Genomic DNA, 12,044 nt, shown 5'->3' with positions numbered 1-12,044 from the left:
GCATGGAATATGACGCTTCGCCTCTTTTTCCATAGTGATGACCTCAAGGCCAATGTGGAAGTCCTGGATTGCACGCCCTACGAGAACGAATTCGCAGTAGTGCTGCGCGCCACACTGTTTCATCCTCAGGGCGGCGGGCAACCCTGGGATACCGGCTGGATCGGCGAAAGCCAGGTGCTGCGCGTGGTTCAGGATCCGGACCGGATCATCCATTTTGTCGACCATCCGGTAAAACTCGGCATGACCCTGATTCGGGTCGACGAGCAACGCCGCCGGTTCAACACGCGCATGCATTCAGCGGGGCACCTGATCGGTCACTTCGTCCAGGCGATGGGCTGGATGCCGACCAAGGCTCATCACTGGCCGGATGAAGGACGTGTCCAATTCAAGCCGGGTGATAGCGCGCAGGAGGTCGATGCGCAGACGATTCAATACGGCATCACGCAATGGATCGCCCATGACCTGCCACGCCTGACGTCGTTGCGCGAAGGCGCCCGGGAAATCGGTTTCGGTGAGCTGCCCGCCTACGGCTGCGGCGGCACCCATGTACGGAGCCTGAAGGATTTGGGCACGGTCACGATCGCTTCCCTTTCACAGAAAAAGGGAGCGCTGTCAGTCCACTACAGCGTGGACTGAACATTTGGGCGATGTCGGCTCCGTCATCGCCTGACGCCGGGGGAGCCTGCATTCGCGGGCTCTGTTGACTATCGATAGATGGACCTAAAAACATGATGCTTGACGTCGAGCGTCTCGATGAGACGTGCATACAAAAACTGGCCAACGAAGAAGTCCTCGCCATCCGCGTCAAAGGCTTGTTGCCTGGGCCGCTGGCGATCCAGATCGGCGACAAGATCCTCGCCCCGGGCTTCGAAGGCTACATCAACGCGCCGAGCATCGGTCGCATTGGCATGGCGTTTTATGAAGCGGAAAACCAGCCGCTGCTGATCGAGGACTATTTCAAGCGCGCCACCAGCAATATCGCCGAATTGCGCAGCCGTTGTGCGCCCTACTCCTCCCCTGTCGACACGTTGCGCTGCATGCTCGACGAGTCCTGGCCGGCGGGGGCGCATCTGGAAAATCTCTATGGCCGCAAGATGTATGTGGGGCTATCCCGGGTCGTCAAACCCGGGGTGTGCTTCCTCGCCCATCACGACATTTTCGCCAAGGATGCGCCGGACAGTTTCCAGGCCAAAAGCCTGGAAGCGCAGTTCGCCTGCAACGTCTACCTGAACATGCCGACCGAGGGCGGCGCGTTGCAGATGTGGGACCACGACATTTCCCCGGACCAATTCGATGAAATGCGTGGCGACAGTTACGGCATCGACCCGGCCTTGCTTGGCCCGCCGACCCTGGAGATTCGTCCTGAGCCGGGTGATTTCATCATGTTCAATTCGCGCTGCATGCACTCGGTGACCCCGGGTGTGGACGACCCGCGATTGAGCCTTTCCTTCTTTGTCGGTTATCGCGGCAATGCTTCACCCCTGACTTTCTGGAGCTGAGATGTTTTCAAATTACCTGGGCGAGTTTCTGGCGCTGGCAACGATCCACTTTCTGGCCGTGGTCGCCCCCGGACCGGATTTCGCCGTGACCATCCGCCAAAGCGTGCGTTTCGGCCGCTTAGTGGGGATTTGCACGGCGCTGGGCATCGGCGCGGGCATTTCCGTGCATGTGCTTTACACCTTGCTTGGCGTCGGCGCGCTGATGCACACCACGCCCTGGTTGTTGACGGTGGCCAAGGTCGTTGGGGGTGCCTACATTTTGTACCTCGGCGTGAGCCTGATACGCAGCAAACCCAAAACCGTGCTGGAAGGCGACAAAGGTGCAGACGAACCGGTGGTCGAGCAAACATTGCTGAAGGCGTTCACCACAGGTTTTCTGACCAACGCCACCAACCCCAAGGCCACGCTGTTTTTCCTGGCAATCTTCACGACCATCATCAGCGCCTCGACACCACTGCAGATTCAGGCACTGTACGGGGTGTGGATGTGTTTCGTGAATGCCTTGTGGTTCGTGATCGTGGCGCTGTTTTTTTCCAGCACCCGGGTGCGGTTGCTGTTCATGCGCATGGGGCACTGGTTCGAACGAACCATGGGGGTGATCCTGATTCTGTTCGCTGGCCGATTGATTCTGTCGATGTAAAACAAACGGCCCTCCAGTCTGACTGGCGGGCCGTCGATATCATTTCTTGTTCGATCACCGAGACACTTACCAAAGCGCCAGGGTATAGCTGACGATCAAGCGATTCTCATCCAGATCATTGCCAAAGTTCGAACGCACCGACGCGTTGCGCCATTTAAAGCCCAGGCCTTTCAACGTACCGTCCTGCACCACGTAAGCGATATCGGTGTCGCGCTCCCACTCCTTGCCTTCACCCGGAGCACTGCGCTGCACGTTATCGCCCGAGATGTAGCGGGTCATAAAGCTCAACCCCGGTACACCCAATGCCGCGAAGTTATAGTCATAACGCGTTTGCCAGGAGTGTTCGTCAACGTTGGCGAAGTCACCGATCTGCACGAAGTTGACCAGATACGGATCGCTGCGTCCGATGTACGGAAACGGATCATCGCCGCTCATGCGCTGGTAGCCGAAGCCCAGTGCGTGGCCGCCGAGACTGTAGGTAAACATCGCACCGAAAGCCTGGTTATCGAGGTCACGAAAGTTGCCATCTTCAATGCTGCGCGCATAACGCACGTCGCTCTTGAGCGACTGGCCGGCCCCCATATCCAGCAGGTGGACCAATCCGAGGTAGTTTTGCTGGTAGATATTTTCCAGCTTGCCGTAGCGGTACTGCGCTGTCAGATTCGGCAGGAATTGATAGTCAGCCCCGGCGAACTGGAACTTGTCGCTTTGCCCGCCGATGCGATTGGCAGTCATGTCCTGGTAGTCGGTGGAGTCGACAAAGTTGATCTGCGTGAGTTGCCCGGCAGTCAGTTTCAATCGGTCAATTTCTTGAACATTCACCAGTGCTCCCTTGAACGTTCCCGGCAACAGACGAGTATCGTTGGAGTTCACCACCGGATCCTTGATCTGCAACGTCCCCAGCCTCAGGGTGCTCTTGGACAAACGCACTTTGGCCGTCAGGCCCAACTCGCCATAGCGATCCTGCGAGCCGCCCGACAAATCCGGCGGCAACAGATTGGTGCCCGCCGTGCCGCCGCCGGAGTCCAGTTTAAAACCGGCCATGCCCAGCGCATCCAGACCAAACCCCAGCGTGCCAGCGGTATACCCGGACTCCATCCGCAACAGAAAACCCTGTGCCCATTCCTCGGCTTTGTCACGCGAGCCGTCTTGGCGGAAATCGCGATTGAAGTAAAAGTTGCGCGCTTCCAGGCTGCCTTTACTGTCGGCAATGAAATCCGCCTGAGCGACCGGAGCGCCGAGCAAGCTCAAACCGAGCAATGTGCCGACCGGGAAGTACAACCGTTGAGTGGAAAGCGAATAGTTCATGCCTGCTCCTGTTTCGGACGCGAGCGAGCCCTCTCGGGGGCGTTGTGATCGCGACCGATGTTTGTCGATTAGCAATGGATCAGCGACGTCTGGGCACAATTGCCCAGACGTGTCAGGGTTCAGGATTCGAGTTGACGACCGCGGGTTTCCGGCAGGCTTAACGCGGCCAGAATCACCACACCATAGGCACCGGCAGCGAAGATTCCGATCCCCGTACCAATCGGCAACGTTTCGCTCAGTGCACCGATCAACAACGGAAACAGCGCGGCGATGGAGCGCCCGGCGTTATAGCAAAAGCCCTGGCCCGAACCGCGCATGCGGGTCGGAAACAACTCGGTCAGAAAAGCGCCCATGCCCGCAAAAATGCCCGAGGCGAAAAAACCCAACGGAAAGCCCAGCCAGAGCATCCAGGTGTTGTCGATGGGCAGTTGGGTGTAGGCCAGAACGATCGCCATGGAGCCGACGGCAAACAGGATGAAGTTCTTCTTCCGACCAATGGCATCGGTCAGCAATGCACTGGTCACATAGCCAATGTAAGAGCCGACGATCACCATCGCCAGATAACCGCCAGTGCCGAGTACGCTCAGGCCGCGCTCGGTTTTCAGGTAAGTTGGCAACCACGTGGTGATCGCGTAATAACCGCCCAGCGCGCCGGTGGTCAGCAACGAAGCGCGCAAGGTGGTACTGAGCATCCGTGGTGCGAAGATTTCAAAGAAGGCCCAACGCGAATCCTTTTCAGGCTTGGCCTTGCGCTCAATGCAGGCCTGCTCGAAGGTGTCCGACTCCTTGACCAGTCGGCGGATCACCAATACAAATAGCGCTGGCACCAACCCGATCATGAACAGCGCCCGCCAAGCCTCTTCCGGTGGTAGAAAGCTGAATAACCCGGCATAGAGCAATGCCGTAAGCCCCCACCCTAGCGCCCATCCGGCCTGCACCATGCCCACTGCCTTGCCGCGATCCTGGGAGCGAATCACCTCGCCAATCAGCACCGCACCCGCAGTCCATTCACCGCCGAAACCAAAGCCCATCAAAGTCCGGGCCACCAGCAGTTGCTCGTAGTTCTGTGCCAGTCCGCAGAGGAAGGTGAAGAAGGCGAACCACAGTACCGTCAGTTGCAGGGTGAGCACCCGACCGATGCGGTCGGACAGTATTCCGGCGATCCAGCCACCCGCCGCCGAGGCCAGCAGCGTACAAGTGCCAATCATCCCGGCATCACCCTTGGAGATGCCCCAGGTTGCGATCAGGGTCGGAATGACGAAACTCAGCATCTGCGTGTCCATGCCATCCAGGGCATAGCCGATCTTGCAACTCCAGAAGGTACGCTTTTCATTTTTCGACAGGGGGCCGTACCAACTGAACGGGCCGGTGCGGCCCGAACCTGAAAGCACGTGGTCAGTCATGGTCTTTTCCATGGGAGTTCCTGCGGCAGCAAGCGAAGATGACGGACACGCCTCATTATTTTTTTGTGAAGGCGTTGTCGTGGGGGGCAGACGCAGTGGCTGCGTCGTGGAGCGGATTCTTCGCGCCAAGGCCAAACTGCGTCAAACGGGAAAAAAACGAGGTTATGCATAAGAAAATTTGATACCCCCGGCGACGAACTCTGGAGTAACAATTACTGCACCCCCACCACGGTTCTCTGTGGAAAAACAGTGAACGCCCCACCACGAGAACCGCCATGAACCTCAAATTTCTCGAAACCTTCGTCTGGGTCGCCCGCCTGCAAAGCTTCAGCCTCACTGCCGAGAAAATGTTCAGCACTCAGGCCGCTATCTCCAGCCGGATTGCCTCGCTGGAAGAAGAGTTGGGCCTGCGTTTGTTCGTGCGCGATTCACGTGGCGTGTCGCTGACGCTCGAAGGTCTCAAGGTGCTCGATTACGCCGAGCAGATGCTTGAGGTTCAGCGAGCGTTGAAATACTCACTGGATAACACCAATCCACAACAGGGTCTGGTGCGCATCGGTGTGATGGATACGGTGATCCACACCTGGCTCAGCCCGTTGATGTCGACCTTGATGCAGACCTTCCCCGCCGTGGAAATCGAAATCACGGCCGACGCCGCACGCAATCTGTGCGATCAGTTGCAAAAGGGCTATCTGGACATCGTGTTCCAGACGGACCTGATCCGCCACGAAAGTGTGCGCAACCTCGAACTGGCGCACTACCCCATGCACTGGATCGCCGCCAGTAACTCAATCTATGCCCGCCCCTATGCCTCACTGGCCGAAATGGCCAGTGAGCGCATCATCACCTTCGTCAAAAACTCCCGGCCGCATCAGGATGTACTCAACCTGCTGCACGCCCACGGCATCGGCACGCCACGCGTCAGTTGCGTCAATTCGGTGTCGGCCATGACCCGGCTGATTCGTGACGGCTTCGGCATTGGCGCCTTGCCGGCCGCGCTGGTGGCCAAGCCCTTGGCCAGCGGCGAGTTGATTCAGCTGGAACCGGGTACTCGCTTGCCGCAGCTGGATGTCGTGGCTTCATGGCGCGCCGGCGTCGGCCTGGAGTTGATCGAGAGCATCGTCGATATGAGCCGCCAGGTAGTCTCCCAATACGCTGCGGATGTCGGCCCGCTTCGAATGGTTCCGGCACCCGGTCTCAACAACCGACGGACTCTTGAATAACTTTTAGTTGTCACGGGGTAACAACATTCCTGGTTGGACGCCATCGTCATGGTTTTCTAAAAAGGGTCATCGAACCTGAAGAGATGCCGTGATGAGCCAACCCACCCTGTCTTTCGAACAACTGAAGCACAGCGCTCCGCTCGCCCTGCGCCAATGCATCGCTGCCGGACACTATCGGGGCCACACCAGCGGCTTGGCCCAAGGTCGGGTGCAAGCCAATATCGTGATTCTGCCCAATGATTGGGCGAACGAGTTTCTTCGGTATTGCACGCTCAATCGGCAGGCTTGCCCGGTGCTCGACGTTACCGAACCCGGTGATCCGTATTTTCGCAATCTCGGCACCGCCATTGATATCCGCCACGAGGTGTCCCGATACAGGGTCTATCGCCATGGCGAACTGAGCGAAGAACCGTCGGATATCGAGCATTTGTGGCAGGACGATCTGGTGGCCTTCGCCATCGGCTGCTCGTTCTCCTTCGAACAACCGCTGCTGGATGCCGGCATCGCCCTCAGGCACATCGATCTGGGGCGCAATGTTGCCATGTACCGGACGAACATAGACACTCGCCCTACCGCACGCCTGAGCGGCAAGCTGGTGGTGAGCATGCGCCCGATGAAAGCCGCCGCGGCGATCCAGGCGATCCAGATCACCGCCCGCATGCCCAACGTCCACGGCGCGCCCGTGCACATCGGTGATCCAGCGCTGATCGGCATCGATTCACTAAGCAGCCCGGACTACGGCGATGCCGTGCCAGTCGACGCCGACGAAATCCCGGTATTCTGGGCCTGCGGTGTGACCCCGCAATCGGTGGTGCAAACTTCGCGTCCGCCGCTGTGCATCACCCACGCCCCCGGCTGCATGCTGGTAACGGATGTTTTGAATAGTGCTTTGTAAATGAGTGCGGGCTCGCATGGAATAGTAACGTGAGCCTTGGATTGGACTGTTTTCAACCTGATAGGGATGCCACGGACAAACAATGAATACTGCTCAACAATCGATTCAACAGTACATAAAAGCCAAGGACGGTAACCGCCCATATTTGTTGCACCAAGCCTTTGCGCCAGACGCGATCCTGGACATGGTCGTGCACACCGGGTCCATCTCGTTTCCACCCCACGTTGAAGGCCTTGGACCTATCGGCGATGTGCTGGTCAGGCGATTCGGCCAGACCTTCGAAAACGTCTATACCTTTTGCCTGGGACTCCCACCTGAACCGCAGGCCAAAACATTCCAGTGCAAATGGCTGGTCGGCATGTCCGACAAAAGCTGCGGCGAAGCCCGCGTCGGTTGCGGTCTGTATGAGTGGCAGTTCAACCCCGAGTCTGCGCTTGTCGAGAGGCTCACTATCACCATTGAGCACATGAAAACCCTGCCGGCGACTGATCTGCACTGCATCATGGAGTGGGTGTCGCATCTGGATTACCCATGGTGCAGTTCGCAAGCGTTAGTGAACAATGCTCCTGACATAGACACCCTTGAAGAGGTGATCCAGTACCTTACGGCCAATACTCCAACCTGCACTTCGCAGGGGTAGAGCTACACAGTCAGTCATATTCAGCCTCCTTGTCATATCCCGCCAGATGCCATTGTTACGATTGGTCTGCATTCGAAAAGTACAAACCGGCACGCCTGAAAACGCCACTCATTGAGTGGCGATTTTGCGAAATATCCCGCGCAAAACCCAAAGAAAAACTCGCGGGACCGTGAAGCATCCCTTATTCCATCAGCATCCGGCGCAATGCCAATGATTGCGTGGCCTGACCGTGGCTTTCAAAAAAAAACCAACATCTGTATCGAAAGTTTTCGTTCAAGGCATGGCGCTTTGCCTTGGTTGAACTACCTTTCAAACAAGAAGAAGACATAACGGTTTGAAATTGCACGTTAGGTTCAGCGATCAGATAGCGGAATGGCAAAAGGAGTTACCTCACTATGGTCCTGGCAAGCATTTTCCGGCTCTTTACGTTGATTGCCGGTTGCTTTTTAGGGGAGTCAGGTCGGCGCAAAGTGCCGTCTTTAGCTGCTGTTGCGGTCGAGCCTGAACATATCGTTCGGGTCGACAGCTCAGGTATCTGGATCACTAAAAACCGTTGTAGCGAAGGTCGCTCGCTGTTCAGTCAGACCAGCGTATTGCACCTGCTTGCATGTAGCACCACGCAATATTGCCGGGGCCATTAGTCAGGGGTCTGGCGGGGTAGAGGGCCGACCAAGGCCCCTTGTAGTGATCCGAGGCAACCCAGTTAGCCTCAAAGATGGCCTATTCAGCGAGGATGCACTTAATGAGCTATCGTACCGTGCCCGCTTTCAAGCGAATTATCCATGGCCTGTTCTGGACGGGTCTCAGCGTGAATGCGGCTCAGGCCGCGCCGGCCAATTGTTCGCAACTGGATAGTTTGCCGGCAACGTTCGAGGTCGGTCAGGGGCTTCAGAATGAACTGCGCGTCCCCGTCCCGGTGACACAACTGGCGGTAGGCGACCCGAAAATTGCCGACGTGCAACCCAGCGGCAGCAACGCCTTCATACTCACGGGCCTCGCGCCGGGGGCCACCAGCCTGATGGTCTGGACCGCCTGTTCGAAAACGCCGCGCCAAAGCATGGTGTTCGTCAAGGGCAAGGCCACCGCGGCGCTGACCAGCGTCTCGACAGTGCCCTCCGAAGACCCGCTGTTGCCGATTCAGGTGCAAACCGACATCCGCTTCGTTGAAGTCAGCCGGACCAAACTCAAGGAAGCCAATGCCTCGATTTTTGGTCGCCAGGGCAACTTCCTGTTCGGCTCGCCGAGAACTTTGCCCACCATCGACGGCATTGTCACGCCGTCGCTGCCGGTGAACAACGGCTTGTTCAACTTCGCTTTTGCGTCCAGCGATACTCTGGTGTCGATCAACGCACTGGAAGGCAGCGGTTTCGCCTACACCCTGGCACGGCCAAGCCTGGTCGCGCTCAGCGGGCAGAGTGCGAGCTTCCTGGCCGGTGGTGAAGTGCCGATTCCAGTGCCCAGTTCAGGCAGCGATAACGTGTCCATCGAGTACAAGGAATTCGGTATTCGCCTGACCCTGACGCCGACCATCATCGGCAAAAACCGTATCGCGCTGAAGGTGGCGCCGGAAGTCAGTGAACTGGACTTCACCAACGCCGTAAGCATCGCCGGCACTATTGTTCCAGCACTGACCATACGTCGTACCGACACCAGCATCTCCCTGGCCGACGGCGAAAGCTTCGTCATCAGCGGCTTGATCAGCACCCGCAACAATTCCCAGGTGAACAAGTTTCCGGGGCTGGGCGATATCCCGATTCTGGGCGCGTTCTTTCGCGACAACACCATCAACCGTGAAGAGCGTGAACTGCTGATGATCGTTACCCCGCATCTGGTCCAGCCACTGGCTGTCAACGCACAACTACCGTCATTGCCTGGCGAACAGCTGCGCAATTACGACCCGAACTTCTACCGCATGTTCTTCCTCGAAAATGGCGATTTCGACAGTCGCTCCGGGCTTTCACAATGAGCCAGAGCCTGAATCAGACTTACCTCGCCCTCACCCCTAACGGTGACCTTGAGCGCTTGCCAGGCCAGCTTTATTGCCATTGGCCTGGCGTTCAACGTGTTGTAGCCAGAGGACACTCGATGAAAGCAGTGATCGCAATAACGGCAACATTGTTGCTCGCAGGTTGTGCCACCAATGGCCTGTCGCGACCGGCTATCTGTGCCAAGCCCGATTCGGATCAAGAGTTGGCCCTGAGTCTGGCCGACAACATGGCCAACGACGGCCGTTTGTATGCCAGCCTGGCGAATCTTGAAGGTTTGCCCGACAACCTGGTTCAGGTTCGCCTGCGCAAGGCTCGGGTGCTGCGCTTGATGGGGCGTAACGAGGCGGGGCCGTTGTATCAAAGCTTGCTCGGCACCTGTCTGGCCGCCGACGGGGAACATGGCCTGGGCCAGTTGGCCGCGGCCAAAAATGATTACGCCACCGCGACCACTCACCTTGAGCGTGCGGTGAAGATGGCCCCCACCGACGACAGGATGCGCAATGACCTGGGGGTGGTCTACCTCAATCAACGACGTATCCCTGAAGCACGCTTCGAGTTCATGACCGCCATGGAGCTCAAACAGTCCAATTCATTGGCGGCACTCAATTTGGTGACGCTGCTGATCTATCAGGATAACTGGAAGTCGGCTGCCGAACTCGCGAACCGTGCCAGCTTGAGCCCCCAGCAAGTCGCCGAGGCTCAAAGCCGCGCGGAAAAACTCAAGGCCTCCGCAAAAAAAGTGGCGGCTTCGGAGGGGAATCGCAGGACTGAGGTAGCCGCTGCCTCACCCAGTGCGACAAAGTAAAACGTACGAGGAGTCGAAATGAATACCAAGAGGCTGTTGATCGTGTGCATGGCTTGCCTGTCCACCAGTGCCTGGGCTATTGAACCAGGCCCCTCTTCGGCGTCGCAAAAAGGCACCGAACAGTGGTTGCAGATGCAGATTCGTGGGGTGTTTGCCTCGCCTAAACTGCAAACGGCTTCGGCTACCGAACGTGACCTGGCCATGCAGCGTTGGCTGAATAGTTTCCTCTACCCGATACCAGAATTCTTTGACCAGGATGCAGCGGGCGACGTCACCAGCGGCAGCAATTGAGGTACTTCAATGGGTGATCAGCCCGTAGTCCAGAGTGGCCTAAGTTAAGCGTAGATGCTGTGGGAGCGTGGCTTGCCCGCGAAGAACGATGACGCGTGATACCTGAAAAACCGCGGCGCATTCTTCGCGGGCAAGCCACGCTCCCACAGGATTGTCGTCGCTCAAATTTCTTGACTTACCGGCATTAAGGCTTAGGGGGCATTCTCAATTGGTTTCCCCGGCAGAGGAAACCAATTGAGAACGCCCCCTAGTCATGTGTGCCGAAAAATACAGATCAGTACGAGGTGAAGCAGGCGATAGGAGTGAATACCCTCCGCTCACCTGCTCCACCTCGTACTGATGCAGCACAGTCATCTTGCTGGACCGAAAATCACTGCCTCATTACTTCCCGAATGTTTTGAGTACTCCGATCATGGCGGGGCCAATGGCGATCAGAAAGAAGCTCGGCCACAGACAGAAAATCAGCGGGAATATAAGTTTGGTGCCAATTTTCGCCCCCGCCTCTTCGGCTGCCTGCGTACGCCGGTCACGGAACTCATCGGCATAGATGCGCAAAGTATCGGCCACGCTGGTACCAAAGCGGATGCTCTGCGCCAACAGACTGACTAACCCTTGGACATCATCCAGACCGGTGCGCACAGCCAGTTGTTTGAGCGCTTCGGTACTGGAAATACCCGCACGGATTTGCGCATTGACCAGGGCCAGCTCTTCAGCCAGTTCAACCTGACTGACCGACATCTCTTCAGCCACCCGCTCGATCGTAAGGGGCAAGGCCAGGCCCGACTCCACGCAGACCACCATCAGGTCCAGGGCATCCGGAAAAGCGGCACGCAGTCTGCTCTGTCTAGCCCGCTTGCGTTTTCCGACATACAGCGCGGGTGCCAGCCAGCCGATAGCAGCAGCCGCGAACACTAGCAACAACCCCGTAATCAGAGAAAGTTTGGGGATTATCGGCAGCACCAACAGCGCAAGGCCTACCAATATCAATGGCAACAGCAAACGCACTGCCCAGTACATTTGAACAGCCGATTGTGAGCGATAACCAGCGTGCGTCAACAGGGTTTGGGTCGCAGACGTTTGAGCCCCATCAGTCGAGCCAAAGCGTTGGCCGACCCGTTCCAGCAATAATTGCAGATTACCCGGTGCGTCCTGCCCGGCTGTACTCCCTGAATGACCGCGTTTGATCAGCGCCAGACGACGCTGTACGGGATCCTGCAGCCCCAACAGCAGTAGCACCACGGTAACGATCGCGAGCACTGCACTCAGACTCATCGCACCGACAAACAACAGGCGCGCCATCTCCTCATTGCCTGTCACTCGATTGAACAACCCCAGCAAATAGTCCATGACCT

Annotated in this window: 12 protein-coding genes; 9 read left to right on the top strand and 3 right to left on the bottom strand. The window is 57.5% G+C overall.

The annotated features are described in order from the left end of the window. Positions 1–9 precede the first annotated feature (9 nt). From PSH88_RS07980 to PSH88_RS07970, 3 genes are all read left to right on the top strand, one after another. On the top strand, positions 10–636 hold the full coding sequence (locus PSH88_RS07980) for an alanyl-tRNA editing protein (RefSeq protein ID WP_305425696.1): 627 nt from the start codon (positions 10–12) through the stop codon (positions 634–636). Between the two features lie 92 nt (positions 637–728). After that, positions 729–1,499, top strand: coding sequence for a 2OG-Fe(II) oxygenase (locus tag PSH88_RS07975; protein ID WP_305425694.1), 771 nt, complete (start codon positions 729–731; stop codon positions 1,497–1,499). A 1-nt stretch (position 1,500) separates the two neighbouring features. Next, entirely contained in the window at positions 1,501–2,139 is a 639-nt protein-coding gene (locus PSH88_RS07970) for a LysE family translocator (RefSeq protein WP_305425693.1), read from the top strand. Positions 2,140–2,205: 66 nt separating this feature from the next. On the opposite strand, the gene PSH88_RS07965 is transcribed toward PSH88_RS07970, so the two are convergent. Together PSH88_RS07965 and PSH88_RS07960 are read right to left on the bottom strand one after the other, a co-directional pair. Further along, positions 2,206–3,447, bottom strand: a complete 1,242-nt coding sequence (locus PSH88_RS07965; protein WP_305425692.1) for an OprD family porin — start codon at positions 3,445–3,447, stop codon at positions 2,206–2,208. A gap of 119 nt (positions 3,448–3,566) precedes the next feature. Beyond that, the gene (locus PSH88_RS07960; RefSeq protein WP_305425691.1) at positions 3,567–4,850 is read right to left on the bottom strand and encodes an MFS transporter; all 1,284 of its coding nucleotides are present in this window, start codon (positions 4,848–4,850) and stop codon (positions 3,567–3,569) included. A gap of 275 nt (positions 4,851–5,125) precedes the next feature. On the opposite strand from PSH88_RS07960, the gene PSH88_RS07955 reads away from it, so the two are divergent. The 6 genes from PSH88_RS07955 to PSH88_RS07930 all read left to right on the top strand — a co-directional run bounded on the left by PSH88_RS07955 (position 5,126) and on the right by PSH88_RS07930 (position 10,692). After that, positions 5,126–6,073 (top strand): LysR family transcriptional regulator, encoded by a 948-nt coding sequence (locus PSH88_RS07955; RefSeq protein WP_305425690.1) that lies wholly within the window; start codon positions 5,126–5,128, stop codon positions 6,071–6,073. A 91-nt stretch (positions 6,074–6,164) separates the two neighbouring features. Continuing rightward, a complete protein-coding gene (locus PSH88_RS07950) occupies positions 6,165–6,968 on the top strand; it encodes a putative hydro-lyase (RefSeq protein WP_305425688.1) in 804 nt (267 codons plus the stop codon). Positions 6,969–7,050: 82 nt separating this feature from the next. Further along, a complete protein-coding gene (locus tag PSH88_RS07945; protein WP_305425687.1) occupies positions 7,051–7,608 on the top strand; it encodes a hypothetical protein in 558 nt (185 codons plus the stop codon). A gap of 742 nt (positions 7,609–8,350) precedes the next feature. Further along, positions 8,351–9,574, top strand: a complete 1,224-nt coding sequence (locus tag PSH88_RS07940) for a type II and III secretion system protein family protein (RefSeq protein WP_305425686.1) — start codon at positions 8,351–8,353, stop codon at positions 9,572–9,574. 119 nt (positions 9,575–9,693) lie between these two features. Beyond that, positions 9,694–10,401: a tetratricopeptide repeat protein gene (locus tag PSH88_RS07935; protein WP_305425684.1), complete on the top strand. Its 708-nt coding sequence runs from the start codon at positions 9,694–9,696 to the stop codon at positions 10,399–10,401. Positions 10,402–10,419: 18 nt separating this feature from the next. Continuing rightward, the gene (locus tag PSH88_RS07930) at positions 10,420–10,692 is read left to right on the top strand and encodes a DUF3613 domain-containing protein (RefSeq protein ID WP_305425683.1); all 273 of its coding nucleotides are present in this window, start codon (positions 10,420–10,422) and stop codon (positions 10,690–10,692) included. A 381-nt stretch (positions 10,693–11,073) separates the two neighbouring features. On the opposite strand, the gene PSH88_RS07925 is transcribed toward PSH88_RS07930, so the two are convergent. Then, positions 11,074–12,039, bottom strand: coding sequence for a type II secretion system F family protein (locus PSH88_RS07925; protein ID WP_305425682.1), 966 nt, complete (start codon positions 12,037–12,039; stop codon positions 11,074–11,076). Between the last annotated feature and the right edge of the window lie 5 nt (positions 12,040–12,044).

This window comes from Pseudomonas wuhanensis (assembly GCF_030687395.1).
Lineage (GTDB): Bacteria > Pseudomonadota > Gammaproteobacteria > Pseudomonadales > Pseudomonadaceae > Aquipseudomonas > Aquipseudomonas wuhanensis.
This window is presented reverse-complemented; position numbering and strand designations above follow the sequence as displayed.

Coding starts and splice junctions, on each gene's coding strand:
- PSH88_RS07980 (WP_305425696.1), top strand. CDS start 10: ATGACGCTTCGCCTCTTTTTCCATAGTGATGACCTCAAGGCCAATGTG.
- PSH88_RS07975 (WP_305425694.1), top strand. CDS start 729: ATGATGCTTGACGTCGAGCGTCTCGATGAGACGTGCATACAAAAACTG.
- PSH88_RS07970 (WP_305425693.1), top strand. CDS start 1,501: ATGTTTTCAAATTACCTGGGCGAGTTTCTGGCGCTGGCAACGATCCAC.
- PSH88_RS07965 (WP_305425692.1), bottom strand. CDS start 3,447: ATGAACTATTCGCTTTCCACTCAACGGTTGTACTTCCCGGTCGGCACA.
- PSH88_RS07960 (WP_305425691.1), bottom strand. CDS start 4,850: ATGACTGACCACGTGCTTTCAGGTTCGGGCCGCACCGGCCCGTTCAGT.
- PSH88_RS07955 (WP_305425690.1), top strand. CDS start 5,126: ATGAACCTCAAATTTCTCGAAACCTTCGTCTGGGTCGCCCGCCTGCAA.
- PSH88_RS07950 (WP_305425688.1), top strand. CDS start 6,165: ATGAGCCAACCCACCCTGTCTTTCGAACAACTGAAGCACAGCGCTCCG.
- PSH88_RS07945 (WP_305425687.1), top strand. CDS start 7,051: ATGAATACTGCTCAACAATCGATTCAACAGTACATAAAAGCCAAGGAC.
- PSH88_RS07940 (WP_305425686.1), top strand. CDS start 8,351: ATGAGCTATCGTACCGTGCCCGCTTTCAAGCGAATTATCCATGGCCTG.
- PSH88_RS07935 (WP_305425684.1), top strand. CDS start 9,694: ATGAAAGCAGTGATCGCAATAACGGCAACATTGTTGCTCGCAGGTTGT.
- PSH88_RS07930 (WP_305425683.1), top strand. CDS start 10,420: ATGAATACCAAGAGGCTGTTGATCGTGTGCATGGCTTGCCTGTCCACC.
- PSH88_RS07925 (WP_305425682.1), bottom strand. CDS start 12,039: ATGGACTATTTGCTGGGGTTGTTCAATCGAGTGACAGGCAATGAGGAG.